Below are 17,615 nucleotides of genomic sequence, written 5' to 3'. Positions count from 1 at the left end.
TCTACTAACCCCACGCGACCTGATTCTTGTAACAACACATAAGCTCGCGTTGCATTGTTGGTGGCTACCAATTCTACGGGTTTATCTTCCCGGTCTGGTGTTCCTACGGGAATGTTAGCACGCAATAAATCTGAGCTACTGCCTGCTTCGATTACTGATTCGGGTGCATGGGCATTGATAATCCCAATCGCATCGGCTGTTTCTTTCGCCACTAAAGCCAGTTCCACACAAGTGGGAGTCAACTGGATTGGGGTGCTTTCTTTTTCGACAATTTCCGAATCCGTTGGTAGTGGATTCATCTGTTCTTTTTGTCGTCGAATTAAGACGATTTCAGCTTCGCCCAGAACCACTATATTGGGAACTTTGATGGCAATTTCATAGCGATTGTCTCCCAATTCAACAGAGCGTTCGGGGATTAAAATGCCGGGATAGGATTTATCTCCCACTCGAAACTCCACCGCCAAGTCTTCAAACGAACTGCCAATATCATTGAAATCGTTGAGGAAATTACTCCCATTGAGGACAACAACAGGTTCGTTATTACTAAACGTGAGTTCTGCTTGTTGCAGAACGGGTGGTGCCAGTGGGTCAGCAGGTCCAGGTGGTGGGGTATCCAGAACTGCGGTCACAGAAGGGATTCCTTCAGCGGTGAGTTCGACTCCGGCTGTTGTGACTACAGGTAAACCGACTTGGGGAATGCCGATGATTTCGAGGTCGGTTTGCAGATATTTAGCTAAGTAAGCCAACAGGTAGGTTGTGGCAACGAATTGACCGTATGTTAGAGCGGCTACACTGAACCACCCCGCATGGGCGATAAAAGAGCTAGTTGCGAGACTCAGGTTGCCAGCTAAGTTGATTCCTCCAACGGTGCGAGTTGTCAATTGACTAGCGGTGATTTGTGAGATTCCGGTTTCAACAAATCCTAAAGTGCCTAACCCGGCAGAAGGCCATGTCAACACTGCATACTGACCGCTGGCTAAAATCCCATTAAACGGCCAGGAAGTGGTTCGGATGGTGCCTTTTTCGTCTACGACACCTGCTTCTTCAATCGACCAAGTAGGATTCCATGTGCCGGTTTCATCTGGGAGGGAGCTTTTTCGCAGGAACAACACTTCGCTACCAGCAGACAAACCAGCAGGAGCGGGAATTGCCAGTTGAGCGGGTTGAGTGAGGGGTTCATCACCTAAATTCAAGCTGAAGGCACCCACTAAATCCAAACTTTCCGGTAGGGGTAGTGAGAGAGACTCTCGAAGTAAGGGGGTGAGACTGACAGCGGTTTCGGCTTCTAACCCACCGGGAGGAATCATCACCAGTGAGCCATCAACGGCTTCAACGACTCCCCCTTCTTCTCCCAATGTCACGGAACCGGCTAAGGGTTTCTGGATTGAGATGGGTATTGTCACCATCTGCGCTCCATGAATCATCGTAATGGTGGCCTCTCCTTCATCGAGTGCGGTGACTAAGCCATCTTCATCCACTTCCAGCAAGTCCGGATGGCTCACAAAGTAGCGGGTTCCGGTTTCTGTGGCGGTGATATTGGGTCGTGATTCCAACTCGTTAATGGTGAGGGAGAGTTGTCGAGTGGTTCCGGCGACTAGAGTGAGACTGTCGGGATAGGGGTCTAACCCATAAAATTCAGCTAGTGCCTGATTCAATTCTGCATCGTTTTCTGGGACTAAATTACCGACCCGAATGGCCTTGACTCCCATTAATCTGCCCGCATCTTCGGAAATTAAGTGGAGTACGTGACTGTTTCCAGCCAGGGAATTTCCCAATATTTGTTCTAAAGTCTGACGGTCTAACTCAAAACTTCCATCGGCTTGCAAGTATGCAGTTATATCGACAAATTCCTCTACTGGAGTTTCATCAAATCCAGCCCGTAACCGGATAATTGGACTGGCATCGGTAATACTTCCTCGTACTACTGGATTGAAGGGTTCGTTGCCACTATTGTCGGAGAACAATTGTGCTGTAACTATCGGGGGTTCTTTATCTGAATTGGGCGGTTCTATCTGAACTTCATTGAGGATTTCCCGTCCCACCTCAGAATCGCGCCAATCTGAATCCGGAGCAATCACTTCATACAGGTTAGTCACGATTCCGGTAGCACCAGACATCTTGAAGGTGATATCGTTAAAGTCAGTATCTCCTCCAGGGGAGCGTAAATCTTCCCAGGCAAATAAGCTTCCATCTCCAGTAACATCAACGAGTTGAGTTTGATGCAACGCGCGTTCGGGGTCAGTGGGAGTTAACGAAAGGAAAGGTTTTTTGCTCCCAGTTGCTTGCGGGTTGTCAAAGAGTTCTTGCAGAGAGCCATCGGGAATTAAAATTAACCCAAACTCGGTTCCTTCAGGTAAAGAAAAAGTTTTCTCTCCTTGTTTGATGCCGCGATTCCAATTGTACTCTTCTAATTTTCCATCGAGTTTGGCTGCTTCTGTAGAGTCGTCCAGGAGAACGTAACCTTCCTCAGAATTGGACAGGGAACGTCTGGCAATTTCTTGGAAGAATTCAGGAGACCCCCATTCATACTCCGAGAGTCCAGCCATATTGAACAAACCCACCGTGCTTTGATAGTAGCCGCCATCGAAGATGTATTCGATGTTAATCGAACCCGTTTCTCCTACGAGGAAAACCCCTTGAGAGAAGTTAGGGAAGGTCGGTTCGATTTGAGGAGCTACAGTTTGAGCAACGACGTTGATGGCGATAGAATTGTTAGAAGAGGGCGATTCCCCATCTTCTAGAACCACTGGTGCGGTTTCTATTGTTGACGATTTGGTTATCGATGAGTTAGATTGTGAAGGGGTATCGATAATAAATTCCGTTGAAGCTGATGGAGTTGTAGAGGTTACTAAGTCTGACTCAGATGAATGGAGAGATGTACTTTCATCTAAGTTCAATTCAGTTTCGGTGGAAATGTCTGAAGAAGTAATTTTTGTGGGATTGAGGGAAGATTCAGAAGAGTCAGAGGTTTCTTCTAAGACAACTGAGTTGCTTGATTCGGACGAAGCGGTAGATTCACCCAGTATATCCTCATCCGATTCGGTGGCGTTAGATTTTGGTTGTTCGCCGCTTTCATCAGGAGATTCGGTCGGCTCAACTGTATCGGAATCGGACTGAATTGAGAAGGAAGTTTCTAAGTTGGATTCGGTCGGTTCAACTGTGTCGGAGTCCGTTCCAGAGTAAGTTTCATCAGAAGATTCGGTTGGTTCAGATGTTTCAGTTGAAACTGAAGTGGATTCTGTTGGATTGGATGTGTCGGAGTTGCCAACAATTGACGGTGAGGTATCGGTTGAAACTGAGGTGGATTCTATTTCGTTGTTGGTCTCGTCAAGTAAGAAAGTTTTTGATTCAGTTTCTTCGAGGCTTGAAGTGGATTCAGTTGGCTCAACTATTGTTTCGTCAGAAAAAATAGTTTCTGATTTAGTTGGTTCGGCAATTGAGGTGGATTCTACTCCACTGTCAGTGTCATCAATGTCAAGGGTTGAATCGGACTGCGCTATTTCCTCACTACTCGGTTCTAATGCGTTCGTTGTTTCTGAAACTTCTTCTAAATCGCTCTGATGTGTCGGTTGGAATAAAGCGGATTGTTCTTGAACGTAAGTGATGATTTCCTGAGCAGTGTCAGTCGTGCGCCAATCTAAATTAGGATTGATTAATTCATCAAGAACTGTGACGGTTCCGGTGGCTCCAAAGAGGGAGAAGATGAGGTCATTGTAATCGCGATCGCTTCCCACATCCACTCGCAAATCTTCCATGACAAATAGGTTGCCTTCTCCAGTGACGTCGGCAATTTGTCCCACATGAAAGGCATCTAATGGATTGGCGGTGGCGAGGGAAAATAAGGGTCGTTTGTTCCCAGTTATTTCGGGATTTTCTTGGACTTCTTCAATCGTTCCATTAGGAACGAGAATGATGCCAAATTTATCTCCAGGCTGCATGGAGAAAGTTTGATTTTCTGAGATTTCTCCTCGATTAAAATTGTTGACTTCTCCTAAGTCTCCGGTAAATTTGGCAGCTTCGGTGGCATCAGAGATGACGATGTAACCTTGTTCGGAATGACTTAATGCTCGCTTGGCGGCTTCTTTAATAAATTCTGCACTTCCGGGGATGAGTGTTTCCATCCCGGTCAAACTAAAAATGCCAATTTCACTTTTGTAAGCACCTCCATCGTAGAGGAATTGGATGCTAACTTTTCCGGGATTGCCAACGAGGAATGTTCCGGAGGTGAAGTCGGTATTTTGGAGGGAGGCAAGTGGTTCGCCGGTGAGGGGATCGATTGCAGAATTTTGATGAGAATTGGGGAGGTTGCCTGAATTAACCCCATTCACCGCGCCTGGGTCTGAAAGCTCGGCATTCCCGACTTCATAAGGGGAATCTATGCGGGGCAAATCGCTGCCAGTTGACGGAGATTCTAAGGGTTTTATTGGGTTGTTAAATGGGTCTGCGGGCTGGTCAGCCAACCCGAATAGTAAAGGGTCTCCCTGGGAGTCAGGGAATAAAGATTCATTGTTTAAATTTGGCATGACGAGTTGCCATCCATGATTGGGGTTTAGATGGTGCTGCGTCCTGTCTTTTTTAAATAAAAAGTAGGATGCCCTGAGTGAATTTGAAATCGCTTGAAAACTACCTTAACAACTCTATTCGGTTTTTACTATCCGCAATTTTACTGAAGTTTTTTGGGAATTTTGGAGAGGTTTTCGTCACGGCGGTGTAAATTTCTCAGTGATTTTACGGAAAACAGGGGCGGTTTTAGCAATTAATTTGATAGATTTTTCTTGACGGGCTGGGGAATTGAGGCGAATTTTAATTCTTTCAAGTTAAGGCAAAGAGTGAGGGAAAACTATTTTTATTTTGGCTCGGTCAATTTTTATTGAGTAATAATACTGAAAAGTGATGCAGGATACACAATGAGTGAGAAAAGGGTGATTTAATCGCGACTGTGGAGTTGGGGGAGTTGACGAGAGAGGAACGACTCGATTGAAAAAGTGGGTGAGGTTAGCGCTCTTGGAGTCGCTTTCATTGACGAAGGATTTTGATTGCGTAAGCGATCGCCCACCAGAATGCGATCGCCCCCATGCGATCCCACCGTGAAATGTTTGCCAGTAGCCAGCTTTAGTTTCTCTTTACCTGCGACGATTCCCACCCAAGTTTGCCAACAACGACACCAGCAGGAACTGAAAATGGCAACATGAGAATCCGATCGCATCGCAACTCATCCTGTCTCGCTCGCGCCCGATATTGCGCTCCAGCTAGTGCGCTGAATCCCAAATCACTACAACCCACCCACAGCAAGCATTTCCAGGGTGAGCAGAAGTCCCCTGAAAAATGCTTTGCTTATAAATAACCCGACATCTGCTCACCCCTGCCCCAACGCATCCAGGCACGAGAGAGCGATCGCCATTGCACGGGAACGCGATCGCACGGGAACGCGATCGCCATTGCACGGATCCATCACCACATTTATGCCGATCGTCCCAACCCCGACAATGGTGCAACAAATTTCCGTCAAATCCCCGAAACCCAGTCAAAGCAATAACTTCAAGGGTGAACACAAGTCCCCTAAAAAATGCTTTCCTTATAAATACACCGACTTGTGTTCACCCTGCCTCAAAGCTGTCATGTTGGATCCTGAAGCGTGGCAACCAGAATGCGATCGCCTAACTCACTCATGGATCCACAACCAGATTCGTGCCGCCGATCGCTCGCAGCAGCAACAACGCGATCGCAACTACCCGAACGCGATCGCATCCAACAGGCGATCGCATCTCAGTCATGGCTCCACACCCAGATTGGTGCCGCCGATCGCATCGCAATAACCAGAACGCGATCGCATCAAATCACGGATCCCTTTCGCCAACATCCCCGCCGCACTCAGCCAATGGTGCAACAAATTTCTGCTAAATCGCTGTAACCCAATCAGAGCAAGCATTCCCAGGGTGAGCAGAAGTCCCCTAAAAAATGCTTTCCTTATAAATACACCGACTTGTGTTCACCCCGATCCAACGGCAAAAAACTGGCTCCCTCTTCCCACCATCACCGGCGACAACCTGCAAGACTTTGCAGTTTCCTCAGCACTCGCCTCAGTTGACCTGCCCGGTGGGTCTAAGCAAAATTTCATTCACGTTCACCCGCTGGGGTTAGGGAAGCGATCGCACTCATCACGAGGGCGCACTCAAATTAACCGCAGAGCGAACCATCAACAATTTCGGTTCAGCTTTCAGAGTGCCATCAGTGTGTTGATATTCCGGCTGCTGTTCGAGTCCTGGCAGTTCCACAAACCCCAGCTTTTCATAGAGTCTAATCGCTTCCGTCTTGCACTCGCTCACCCGCAATAGCATCGGTTTTTCGGGATACTGCCGCAATCCCAGACGTACCAACTCAGTGGCGATTCCCTGTCGCCGGTGAGTGGCTGCCACACATAAATCTGCCAAGTAAGCGCAATCGGGACTCAAACCGAACTGAGCTAAAAACTCCCAGTCCAGCCGCCGCCATTGTTGTTCGGTTTCAATCCAAGTGGGCTGACCGATGATGGAAGCGCAGGCTAACGGTTGCACTACTGCAAAAGCGATCGCCCGCTCATTCTCGAACGCCCCCAGCACGGTTCCGGTTTGGAAGTAGCGATCGAACATTTCTGCCACCGAGCGCCGCGTCCACCACTGACATGAAGGCGGTTCGGCGAACGCAGCGCGGTAGAGGGCGACCAACTCATCCAGCTTTTCTTGGAAGCGATCGCCATCCAATGTTATCCATGCAATCGAACGGGCAATCATCGGCCTACACCGGCATCGCTTCCTTAACGATTTCAAACCGGCAGACACGACCGAGGAAATCCACCTCCGCGTAGTCCACCGTGAAATCGTGCTTTTTGCGGAGCCACACCTCAGTACCCGGCTCTTTATGCCAGCGGTAGCCTCGGTTGGTATGCTCGCGCACGAGAGTATCCCGGTGAACCAAATCAGTCAACTCTCGCAGGGGTTCTTCCTCCCACAACGCCGAGATATCCTTCGCCAGCACTTCTCGCGGCGGCTTGCAGTTGGCATCGAGCGCAAACCGATTGGCTAACAGCACTTCTTGGGTGGCTTGGTCGATAATCCAGGTCGCGATATTCTTTTCGCCCAAAGCCAGCGCCGCTAACTCTGCATCGCATTCGCCAGAATGATTTGCCAACTCTGCAACTTGTTGTAAAGATAGCATATTGGTTTGACCTCCCCTATGATTTTTTTTGCGTTTTTTTGCGTTTGATTCTGATAGTTGAAAAGCTTGGAAATCTTTTGCAGTAATATTTTGGGGCGAGTCTTCCACCGTTGCCGTGCCCGGACTAACTGACATTTCCACCCAAATGGGAATGAACGGTTTGTTGGGAGTATTGTGGACGAGTTCCACCACATTCTTGCCAAAACATTTTCCCAAATTGGTCAAGTAAGGCAGATAAGACTGATTCAGCTTCCACGCTTCATCCCAACTGCCGACGCGCACCTGGAGCGTATCTCCCTTGATACCCAACCCCACGCATCTAGGAAACAACGGCGAACAAATCGAATGCTCCACACTACACCTCCTTACCGATGGCAATTTTCCGGGCAATCTTCGGAATGATTGGACTTGTCCCCAAACTGTTTTTGCCGCATCTGCTCTAGCTGCTGTACCGGAATCCCCAGCGCTGCCGCCAGCAACGTCACCTCAGTGCAAGCCGGTTCCTCTCCTCGGGCGATCGCTTTCAGCCGATGCAACGGCAAATCCACCAGACTGGCAATTTTTTCCAAGTTTTTATCGCGCAACACTTCCGCAATCGTGGGCAGCGAATCTCCCAAAATCGTCACCCGCGCTGACTCCGAACCGGCTTGCGATCGCAATCGTTCGGCGCGGTCTCGGGCAAGCGATCGCAGCGCATCGATGGTGTCAATTAACCCCTCCAAAGACAGATGCTCGCTGAGTTGTTCGATCGCACTTTGCACCGCCACCTCGGAATCCAAATCGACACTGGCCTCCCACCGTTGCGGCGTGGTGAACTCTGGAGGAATCGGGGGCAAAGCCGCCAGAAACTCGCTCGTTTCCGGGACGCCATGCAGCAAAAAGCTCTCCAATGCCGCCGCCTCCACACCGATCGCGCGAGCCAACAGCGGACGACGCGACACCCAAGGAAACTGCTGACCGAGAAACCACCGGCGCAAAGAACTCGCGCTCGTCACCGGCTCGAATCGATTCAGGTACGCCAACAACGCAGCTTCAGGAGTGCGATCGCCCGGGTGGATGCGATCGCTAAGGTAATTGAGCAAGTCGCGAAGGCGTTGCTGTTGGGATTCTTTGGACTCCACAAAAAACAAGGGCAAAAACGGCTGTTCACCCTCATTCTCTCCACAATTCGCTAAAAACGCAAAGCGCTAAAAGCACATCGGTGGTAAATCTTTCTAATTTCTTAACATTCGCCACTGCACCGCGCTCTTGCCGAAGCAGGGTGAAAGCACTCTGGTTTCCCCGTTTCTCAGGCTATTGACACTTGCACCTTTCCCGTCTAAAATTATGCCATAAACAAAAAGTGCTTTTTGCGCTTTTCGTATTTTGCATAATTGATTCCCGGTTTGAGGGATTCTCTCAGATTGCGAGTTAATTGTTTGCAACGCTTGACTCACAAAAAAAGCGGGGACTATCCCGCTCAACCAATTAAATTACTATTTCCAAACTACCATGAGCATTGCGAAATCCGCTACGGCTGTAGCGTTGAGCCAGCTTCCGCTTGATTTGCGCTTCGAGTACGACTACACCAGTTTCGGCTCGGAGATCCTGCAACGCCAAGCTCAGCAAACTCTTTCCCAGTTCCTCGGCTACGTCCGCCACACCTTCGTGACTGGCCTCGAAATCGGTCGCAGTTTCCGGCACCTTCTTCACCAACTTTGCCTGGAACGCGGCCTTACTGAAGGGGAACACCTGTTCGATCGCTGGCTGGATTCTTCCGATTTCGGTGGCTCCAACTCGATGGCGCGAGCCTTAATCCAAATTTCCGAATGGTTCGACTCGCAGCGCCAACGCATCCAACGCCTCATCCTCAACTCCGTGCAGTCCTGGAGCGTCAGTGCCCTCAAGGAACTGACGAAAATCTCTGACGACCACCTGCTTGTCAAACTCCTCAAAGCAGGCAAGCAAACCGTCAACAGCATCCGCCAAGCCCGGAGCAAATCCATCGTGCTGGGTCAGCCCGTCACAGATGCAGATTGGGAACTCGTTGTCAAGACCTTTGACGCGAACGACGATGCGATCGCCACGCTCAAGGCTGAAGCCGAACGACTCGCCCACGTTTACGAGAACCCGGTGGTGCTAACCGATTACCTCATTGAAGCGATTGGCGACCTGAGCGATTGGGACGTTTCCAAGCTGCTGGCTCCCAAACGCAGCACCCGACCCACCCAGCAAACCCAAGCCATCGCCTCGTTCATCGCCAACAGTGCCGCCCCTGAAGATGCGATCGATGACGATCGCCTGAGTTGGATCGAGCGCGGGTTGGGACTGGATGACGCCGAATCCGAGCAGTTCCGGTCTTGCGTTCAGAACTTAGCTCGTCAAGATGCCCCAGAGGAAGGCGAGGTCATCCGCCAGCACCGCCACGTCCAAAAAGCACTGCAACTGCAAAAACTCGCGCCCACCATTGCGCAACCCCAGCAGAGCGATCGCCTCGTCGAACTCGAACGGCAGGTGCGCGACCTCACCGCCCAACTCAAGGAAGCGGATAAAGCGGCGGCCATTATCAACGGACTGCAAGCCCAGCGCGATCGCCTCGAACGCGAAAACCTGAAACTGCAAGAACTCATTCAGGAGAGCGCCCAGAAAGACCTGCGGATCCACCTGCTCGAACGGCAGCTTGAGGAATTCGAGATGGCGCAATCCGATTCCGTGCTGGAGCAACTCGCCGAGCAAAACCAACAACTCAGCGCCCAACTCGAACAAATGCAGCAGCGCTACGAGGTGTTGGCCTCCGAGATGGCCGCCAAAGAGCGCAGCATGAAATACACCGACAATTCCACGTTGGTGGCTAAAGTCATGTCCTTGGAAGCGCAGTTAGCAGAAGCTCAAAATGCTCTTGTTAACAACAAGCAACAAAAACCCGTTGACCCTGCACAGCTAACCGTTGGCACCTACGTCCGCGTCGTGAAACATGACACTCCCAAATATCGCGATCGCATCGGTCAAATCCTGCAACTGCCGCTCAGTGACGACACTCTGAATCGCTACAAAGTGCGGTTCTCTGGTGAGAAATACCTCGTGACTTGTTACGCCGAGCAAATGCAGCTTGTGGATGCGTTCTTGCCGCCCGCCGACGACTATTTCACCGAAGCGCAAGTTAAGGAAAAAATCTCGCGCATCGCCGATGAAAAACAATCTCAAATCGAGCAATTGCAACAATTTTTGAAGGAAGCGCAAACTGCGATCGCGCAGTACAAAGACCCCGCGAACAACCCTGACCTGTCGCGCACTCAGCAGCAGCTTTCCGACAGCACCCTCAAGCTGCACCAAACGCACCAGCAGTTGCAGCAAATGACCGAACGGTTTAACCAATTGCAGCACGAGAATCAGAAACTCAAGGAGCAGTTGGACTGGGCATCGTCGCCGTTGGGTCAAATGCAACGGCATCAAGAGGGATAGTAAAAGTGAGAGTGAGAACGGTATAGTGAAACTCTCGCGGTGGATAACACTCACATTGAGGTGAGATTATGCAACCGATTACCCAAGCAGATTTAGCCCGATTCCAGGGCACGACGAACTACTACCGCCATTGGCTCAACCAGTTCAAATATACCGATGGCGTCAAGTATCTCGCAGATGCAGCCGAAGCGCATTGGCTGATTGATGCGATCGCCTCCTATCAACGCGACGAACGAGTGACGGGTGACGAGATGTTGCAGGAATTTCAAATCTGGCAACTTTCGGTGTCCGACGGGCGCGGCACGTTAACGCTGCTGCGCGACACCGATGACCCCGTGCTGAGCCAAGACATCGAATACACCGACTTTCCCCTAGATGAAATCAAGCTTTACCTCAGCGGTGGCGTGTTGATGCTGCCGAGCGAATACTAACGCTTTCATCCCGACATTTTCTGGCGGTTGTCTCCCCAGGCAATCGCTCCATCAACCTTGAATAAATTGCCATGAAACAATCAGAAATTAGCTGTTTTGAGACGGGCTGGCAGCAACATAGCGCACCGACTCCCGAAACGAGCATCCCTCAAATTACGCTCGTTCCTGTTGGCATTCCACCCAAAATGCTGGCGGCGTTGCAGGTGCCGAATAAACCCTCAATGCGCTACGTTTGCCTGACTTATCAAGCCACCAATTGCTATGTCGAGCATATCTGCGGTGGGCATACCAATTCGTTCTGGGTTTATTCCGCATTCATCGACCATTTTGCCGTAGCCATTCACCTGATTGGCTGCGATTTAGGCAGTGACGATAGCTATCCAACTTACGGTTTATTGCTCGACCAACAGCAAAACCAAGTGTGGTTGGCGCAGTATTCGCACATCAAAAAGTTCTTGAAAAATTGGCAAAGCTATGCGTATCCCGAACCGAAACTCACTCGCGAACAACAAGAGCAAATCTCGAAGAAAGGTTTTGAAAAGCTCATGCAAAGTGTCAAAGAATTCCGGCAACCTTCACCGAAAGAACTCTCGGCAATCGTGGAAGCGTCAATGCACCAAGAACAAGATGCGATCGCAGCGATTACCGCCTATCTGGATGCGTACCTTCCTGAAGCGATAACCATCGCCCAACGCCGAGTAGCAGCCGCAACCCAAAACCAAGATCGGGAAGTGATGAGTTACCTCAGTTTGCTGCTGGCTCGCTTCCTTAACAAGTATCAAAACAATTGATGCCAAACGTTGCAATTCTATCGTTGCTGATTGGTGTTACTTGGGTTGCCGACCTGCCGGAACCAGTGACACCAATCGCACAGGAAATCAGACCGCATAACACTCACAGAGGAAGAGGGAGAAGAGATGAAAGTTATTACCAAAAATTATCCGAGTCCGCATTTGAATCGTTGGACGACAATGGTGGTGCGTGAAGGCAAACGAGCCTGCATTTATTTGCGAGAATTGGTTGGCTTGAAACCCGGCACGGTGTTTTTGAAACTGACGGACTATTCTTCAGTGCGAGAAGCCCATCAAGCGGCGCGATAACTGCGCGTTAAACACCGCAAGAAAAACGCATTAGAAGTGATGCTGGCTCTCAAGGAAGACTTTAAAACCTTAAATCAAAACTCGAACAAAAAATCGAGAAAAAAAGGTCGATAGACAAGACCCAAACTTGATTTCGCATTGATCTGGAGAATCGCGATGTTTTGGATTGTTTATTACCTGTTTCTAATTGGCGTTGTTAGTTTAGCGATGCGGTTGCGGTTTTATCGAGGGCACTAAAATGCAACAACTTCAGTTCAATTTAGGCACTCACTTTTTGCCTGACGTTGCCGATATCAAAGGGAGCCACCAAGGATTGCATCCGGAAGCGTTACGGTTGCGGCGGGTGTGGGATGCGATCGCGTCCTCTGGGCTGGAGTATTCCAGACCAGAGCTTCCGGCTAAATTGGGAATCGGTCGCGTCCAATTTGCCAGTAGCGTTTACTGGTTGGTGGTTCTCAAGCTGGCAGAGTATCGGCAAACCAGTTTGGTGCCCACTGTTAGAGGTCGTTGGCTGTTTGAAGAGTTTGACCCCTATTTGGAATATCCAGAAACCCCTTGGCTGCTGCATTACTAGGGATTGGAACCGCCGTGCAAGATGCCAGCGTGGTGGTGGCTTTTTAACCCGTTGAACCAGCGCGAGTTTGAGGAAGATGTGGTGCGATCGCAACTGGCTGATTTCCTCCAGACCCAAACCCAACGGCGCAATTCAGCAGCCACCGCGCAGAAAGATTTGGCGATAATTTTAACTTGCTACCAACCCCCCAAACGTTTTGCTGTGGGTCGAGCGAGTTTGTTCAGTCCGCTCAAACTGATTCGCTCGACTCAACTCGAATATTTCAAGCGCTCTGGCAAGAAGGGATTTTATACTCAATATTCCTTTGCGTTCAATCAACGTCGCGTTCCTAGCAAATGGATCGCGTTGGCAACCGTGCAGTATGCCGCTCGACACAGAACCGAGCAAATCCCCCTCGCAGAACTCACCTACAAAGCGAACAGCCCCGGCCAAATTTTCAAGCTATCCGAGGATGCGATCGCCAACCATTTGGAACGAGCGGAAGGCATCGAATTAATCCTCAATGCGAATCATCGGCTGGAGGTGAAAATCTCGGATCCCTCTCGCCATATTATCGAAGAAATTCCCATAGTTTAGGAGCAATTACAATGTCTCATTCTGAATTTTCTACTGAAACTTTCGAGTCTGGCACTCGCCTCACCTGGAAGCACCGCAACGGCAGCCTGACCGAAATCAATCTCGCTCAAGGTCATGCGCTCGTTCAGTTCACCGAAGTCAGTGGCGCAAAGCATACCGTGCAACTCACCCCGGAAATGATGGCAGCGCTGGTAGCGATCGCGTCACTGGGTTTAACCTAGAATTAGGTGTTTTCTGCTATCCAGCAACAGCAGAAGCCATTGTCAGTTAACAATCTAAGGTATAAGCATTATGGCTAATTTCCAGCGAAAACGGCGCAGTCACCGCCACTCTATTTTACTCTCTCTTGGTTTACTGCTGACCGTTGGGGGCGTCAGCGCCTGTAGCCAATCCACCAACGAGGTTGGAGAAAACGCCACAACCACCCAAACCGACACCGAAAACGTTGCTAGAACTGCTGCAGAAAGCCAAGCGCCGCAAATGCCTGCCACCGCGAATCATCCTGCCCCAACCCACAACGATTTCAAATCGGTGAAAGTATTTTTTCCCGAATCTCCAGACGGGGACGGACAAATTGCCGAAGTCGAACCGGTATGGCGCAGCACCGATCGCATCGATGTGGCTGAATTTGCGATCGAGCAACTGATTGCCGGTCCGAGACCCGAAGAAAAACAACAAGGGTTAACCGACCCCTTCGAGTTTCAAGGAGAATCGAATTGTGGCGGGCAAAATTTCACCATCGGCATTTCCGAACAAGGGGAAGCCACCCTGCAATTTTGTCGCACCGTTCCTTCCGCTGGCGTAGGACAGGATGCGCGAATGACAAAGGCGATCGAAAAGACTCTCAAGCAGTTTTCTACCGTTGATTCTGTCACCATCTTGAATCAATATGGCAACTGTTTTAAAGACCTCAGTGGCAGAAATCTGTGTTTAAAAGAGGAAGACGAACGTCAGGTGAAAGTATTTTTCCCACTGACCTCGGAACAGAGCGATCGCCCCAACGAAGTACAACCCGTGTGGCGCACCACCGATCGCGTGGATGTGGCTGAATTTGCGATCGAGCAACTGGCTGCCGGTCCGCAACCTGACGAAAAACAGCAAGGCTTTATCGACCTCATCAACTTTGATGGGGAATCGATTTGCGGGAACCAAAATTTTACCATTGACATTTCAGAAGGAGGCGAAGCCACCCTGCAATTCTGTCGCACCGTGACCGCATGGGGTGTCGGTCAAGAAGCAAAAATGAAAAAAGCCATCCGCAATACTCTCCAGCAGTTTTCTACCGTCGATGCTGTCACCATTCTCGATAAAAATGGCGACTGCTTCAAGTCGCATACGGAACGGAATCTTTGTTTGGAATAATACCCGTTTTTTGTGGGATTCGTTGTTGCCCGATCGCCCAAAAAATGAGGGAGAATTGCGTGGCAACAACGAACTTTTTTCGGGATGAGAAAGACGAAATTAGTACCGAGGAACCGAGGGATCTACCATTTTTGAATAGGCATCGATTCCCCCAGCGATATTTTTAACGTCGGTGAATCCCTGCGCTTTGAGCCACTGGCACATCTGAGCCGATCGGATACCGTGATGGCACAGCACCAGGGTTTCCGCTTCCGGATCCAAGCGGCTGTAAATTTGACCGGACCATTCGGCAAATTCACTCAACGGCAGGTTATCGAACCCCGCGATCGCGCAGATCGACACTTCACTGGGTTCGCGCACGTCCACCAGTTGCAGGGTTTCCGCGCTTTTCAGCCGTTCGGCGAGTTCTTCTACAGTAATTTGGTCGATGGGTTGACGGGCAAAAGATTGAGACATGGGCTTGCATTACAGGTTAAGAGCAAACAAAACAAGTTCTTCTCTGCAATTGTGCCGCTTTTGTGCATGATTGGCTAGGGTGTTTGTGAAATAAAGCCATAAAACCCGGGCGATTGAAATCGCGCCTGGGCAGGTATTAGCGTAGCCATGCCCGAAGCGGGCTATAGTCCGCATGACAAGGACTATTTTTTAAACGATTCTTTCGGAGGCGATCTTACGCAATTGGCTGCCAATCGCTCGTTTTAACTCTAGGCGATGGTGGGCAATCCCATCGCGGGGAAAACCCGAACTATGAGGGCTGACTCTCGTTAGTTTCGCATTCAGCCAGTCGATTCGCCATTGCTTCTGCATGTCGCCACCATTTCGTGCCCCCAGACCAGACCCGGGAGGGCAAATGGCCGATTGGCGCTGTGAGAGTAAATTTTATCCCTTTATAGGGGACTGCAGGTCGGTATGTTACCCAGCCGATGCGATCGCAGAAAGTGCCGTAATTTTTCCCACATCCCTCGTAGATGCGCGCCTGCACGCTAAACCCGAACCGGGCATCGCTATATTTCACCCACAGGCGATCGATGGTGTGCAAATCCGCGCAGGGAAGTTTGGCCAAATCGTCCTCAAACAGATATCCCCGGGGCGGTTTGCCCACGGCCTGACATAACGCGGCACGAGTTTCTTCGTCGGCCAATTTCCACTTTTTCCTTGCCAACAAGTCCCGCAATTTGGTATAATCAATCCCCACTTCTGAAGTGAGAATATCGGGAGTTTCGTCCGGGGTGGATTGACCTGCCATCAGGGAGAAGAGATTGCCGATCGCCCGCTTGAAGGTTTTTATCGGTTGTGCCGGGGCAGAAGTTGGGGAAACCGGCTGAGGAGAGGGCGATCGCGTTACTGGGCGTGGGGGCGATTGTGTAGCGGGACTCGGCGAAGGAGCGATCGCGGGGGACGGCAAAGGCTCCAGGTCGCGCAACACTTGTGCCGCCGAGGCATAGCGCACGCGCGTCGCAGCTTGCACCATTTTATCCAGAATGCGACCCAGTTCGGCGCTGACGAGCTTATCGGCAGTTAAAAAATCTCGCCAAATCCAGCGATCGCGACCCTCGTCGTATAAATTGGCCGGCGAAACGCCCGTCAGCAAATGCAAGCAAGTCACCCCCAAACTGTAAATATCGCTTGCCGGAACCACCTTACCGCGCGTTTGTTCCGGTGCCATATACTCCGGCGAACCGATAATCGTCCCGGTTTGCATCATCGCCGTGGCACTGAGCAACTTAGCAATCCCAAAATCGATTAAAATTAACTGGCCCTCACCTGCACCCGCCGCACCTGTGCGCCGGATAATATTTGCCGGTTTGATATCCCGGTGGATAATTTGGCGATCGTGAATAAACGCCAAAATCCGCAGCAGATCCGCCAGCGCTTGACGAACCTGCGCCTCTTTAAACGCCCCTCGTTCTTTCAGTTCCCGAGATAACGTCGGTCCGGCGATAAACTCCTGCACTAAATAAAGCCATTGGTTCTGTTCGAAGTGCGCCAGCAGGGTGGGGATTTGCGGATGATGCCCCAACTCGTCCAGACGAACCGCCTCTTGGTAGAATAATTCCTCCGCCTTTTTGATATGGCGCGTCTGCCCTTGGTTGAAGAACAGTTGCTTGACCACGCATTTCGGTTTCGAGGGGATATCCTCATCCAGAGCCAAAAACGTGCGACCAAATCCTCCTTGTCCGATCGCCTGAATCGGACGATAGCGCTCTTTCAGCAACAGTTTGCTGCCACAGGATTGGCAAACCTTCCCCGTTGCCGGGTTTTGCGGTTGCGGACATCCGGGCATGACACAGTAGCTCATGCTGATTTACAATTGCCTGTTGTAGAGTTGATATTAAAAACCGCAGCCAAAACTGCTAGTCATTTCCATAGCATATAGGAATTGGCCGGGGTTGATAGGGTCGCGCCACCAGAGACGCGATCGCGAGGCACACCCCTAGAAATTCCCCGGCAGGCTTGACAAAATTAGACAACTATGGTAATAAACCCAGGTAGAGACCCCGAGGCTAATCTTTTTGGAACTCATAGGTGTAGAAGCTTTGGAACGCCCCCACGGTTTCAAACTGGTAAGCCGGCAGCAACGGCAAAGAAAACTCCGTTCTGTAGACACTCCACAACAGAAAATTTTGCCGTTCGGTACTCTCGCGGATCAGTTCGGCGATTTGAGGTTGCGCCGATTCCAGCGCCGCGACGCACTGACGCTGACCGAGCAGCGCCTTTTCGCAACCTTCTGCTTTTAAATATTCCGTTAGCCGTTCCGTAGCATAGTCATTATAAGCAGACGGACTGGGATTCGTGACCACCATTGCCACCCCTAGTCCCACCAATACCGCCCCTGCCACAGAGGCCACTACATTAAGATTTTTCATGGAACCTGCGTGCCACTCTCTATGCTTTAGATTACCCTAGTTTTTCCGTAAATTCCGCATCCCAGGCACC

The 17,615-nt window shown here is 50.4% G+C and carries 16 protein-coding genes and 1 pseudogene; 8 read left to right on the top strand and 9 right to left on the bottom strand.

Going from position 1 to position 17,615, the window contains the following annotated elements; all coding sequences use genetic code 11:
- From LKK83_RS21925 to LKK83_RS21915, 3 genes are all read right to left on the bottom strand, one after another.
- Positions 1-4,388, bottom strand: a 4,388-nt coding sequence (locus tag LKK83_RS21925) for a DUF4114 domain-containing protein (protein WP_324633480.1), incomplete at its 3' end; no start/stop codon positions are given.
- Between the two features lie 539 nt (positions 4,389-4,927).
- On the bottom strand, positions 4,928-5,206 hold the full coding sequence (locus tag LKK83_RS21920) for a hypothetical protein (RefSeq protein WP_324633478.1): 279 nt from the start codon (positions 5,204-5,206) through the stop codon (positions 4,928-4,930).
- Positions 5,207-5,356: 150 nt separating this feature from the next.
- Complete coding sequence (locus tag LKK83_RS21915) at positions 5,357-5,509, bottom strand: hypothetical protein (protein WP_324633477.1); 153 nt, start codon at positions 5,507-5,509, stop codon at positions 5,357-5,359.
- Between the two features lie 159 nt (positions 5,510-5,668).
- Here LKK83_RS21915 and LKK83_RS21910 point away from each other — a divergent pair, with 159 nt between their 5' ends.
- A complete protein-coding gene (locus LKK83_RS21910; RefSeq protein WP_324633476.1) occupies positions 5,669-5,911 on the top strand; it encodes a hypothetical protein in 243 nt (80 codons plus the stop codon).
- 247 nt (positions 5,912-6,158) lie between these two features.
- Here the strand turns inward: LKK83_RS21910 and LKK83_RS21905 are convergent, their stop codons facing one another.
- The 3 genes from LKK83_RS21905 to LKK83_RS21895 are packed head-to-tail and all read right to left on the bottom strand — an operon-like array spanning position 6,159 to position 8,315.
- A complete protein-coding gene (locus LKK83_RS21905) occupies positions 6,159-6,770 on the bottom strand; it encodes a GNAT family N-acetyltransferase (protein ID WP_324633475.1) in 612 nt (203 codons plus the stop codon).
- Positions 6,771-6,774: 4 nt separating this feature from the next.
- Positions 6,775-7,548, bottom strand: coding sequence for a hypothetical protein (locus LKK83_RS21900; protein WP_324633473.1), 774 nt, complete (start codon positions 7,546-7,548; stop codon positions 6,775-6,777).
- 11 nt (positions 7,549-7,559) lie between these two features.
- A complete protein-coding gene (locus LKK83_RS21895; protein WP_324633472.1) occupies positions 7,560-8,315 on the bottom strand; it encodes a hypothetical protein in 756 nt (251 codons plus the stop codon).
- Positions 8,316-8,685: 370 nt separating this feature from the next.
- Here LKK83_RS21895 and LKK83_RS21890 point away from each other — a divergent pair, with 370 nt between their 5' ends.
- The 7 genes and pseudogenes from LKK83_RS21890 (at position 8,686) to LKK83_RS21860 (ending at position 14,678) form a co-directional block, all read left to right on the top strand.
- Complete coding sequence (locus LKK83_RS21890; protein ID WP_324633471.1) at positions 8,686-10,635, top strand: hypothetical protein; 1,950 nt, start codon at positions 8,686-8,688, stop codon at positions 10,633-10,635.
- Positions 10,636-10,703: 68 nt separating this feature from the next.
- Positions 10,704-11,066 (top strand): DUF6876 family protein, encoded by a 363-nt coding sequence (locus LKK83_RS21885; RefSeq protein ID WP_324633470.1) that lies wholly within the window; start codon positions 10,704-10,706, stop codon positions 11,064-11,066.
- A gap of 71 nt (positions 11,067-11,137) precedes the next feature.
- Positions 11,138-11,857: a hypothetical protein gene (locus tag LKK83_RS21880; RefSeq protein ID WP_324633469.1), complete on the top strand. Its 720-nt coding sequence runs from the start codon at positions 11,138-11,140 to the stop codon at positions 11,855-11,857.
- A 126-nt stretch (positions 11,858-11,983) separates the two neighbouring features.
- Positions 11,984-12,166 carry a hypothetical protein gene (locus tag LKK83_RS21875; protein WP_324633468.1) on the top strand — a complete coding sequence of 61 codons (183 nt, stop codon included), beginning with the start codon at positions 11,984-11,986 and terminating at the stop codon, positions 12,164-12,166.
- Positions 12,167-12,404: 238 nt separating this feature from the next.
- Positions 12,405-13,316: pseudogene (locus LKK83_RS21870) on the top strand (DUF4007 family protein).
- Between the two features lie 11 nt (positions 13,317-13,327).
- The gene (locus tag LKK83_RS21865; RefSeq protein WP_324633466.1) at positions 13,328-13,537 is read left to right on the top strand and encodes a hypothetical protein; all 210 of its coding nucleotides are present in this window, start codon (positions 13,328-13,330) and stop codon (positions 13,535-13,537) included.
- Positions 13,538-13,607: 70 nt separating this feature from the next.
- Positions 13,608-14,678 carry a GerMN domain-containing protein gene (locus LKK83_RS21860; protein WP_324633465.1) on the top strand — a complete coding sequence of 357 codons (1,071 nt, stop codon included), beginning with the start codon at positions 13,608-13,610 and terminating at the stop codon, positions 14,676-14,678.
- 99 nt (positions 14,679-14,777) lie between these two features.
- On the opposite strand, the gene LKK83_RS21855 is transcribed toward LKK83_RS21860, so the two are convergent.
- The 3 genes from LKK83_RS21855 to LKK83_RS21845 form a co-directional block, all read right to left on the bottom strand.
- Positions 14,778-15,134 carry a rhodanese-like domain-containing protein gene (locus tag LKK83_RS21855; RefSeq protein WP_324633464.1) on the bottom strand — a complete coding sequence of 119 codons (357 nt, stop codon included), beginning with the start codon at positions 15,132-15,134 and terminating at the stop codon, positions 14,778-14,780.
- Positions 15,135-15,423: 289 nt separating this feature from the next.
- Positions 15,424-16,977 carry a protein kinase domain-containing protein gene (locus tag LKK83_RS21850; protein WP_324633463.1) on the bottom strand — a complete coding sequence of 518 codons (1,554 nt, stop codon included), beginning with the start codon at positions 16,975-16,977 and terminating at the stop codon, positions 15,424-15,426.
- 205 nt (positions 16,978-17,182) lie between these two features.
- Positions 17,183-17,545, bottom strand: coding sequence for a DUF4359 domain-containing protein (locus LKK83_RS21845; protein ID WP_324633462.1), 363 nt, complete (start codon positions 17,543-17,545; stop codon positions 17,183-17,185).
- Between the last annotated feature and the right edge of the window lie 70 nt (positions 17,546-17,615).

The organism is Phormidium sp. CCY1219, from assembly GCF_035615515.1.
Lineage (GTDB): Bacteria > Cyanobacteriota > Cyanobacteriia > Cyanobacteriales > Laspinemataceae > CCY1219.
This window is presented reverse-complemented; position numbering and strand designations above follow the sequence as displayed.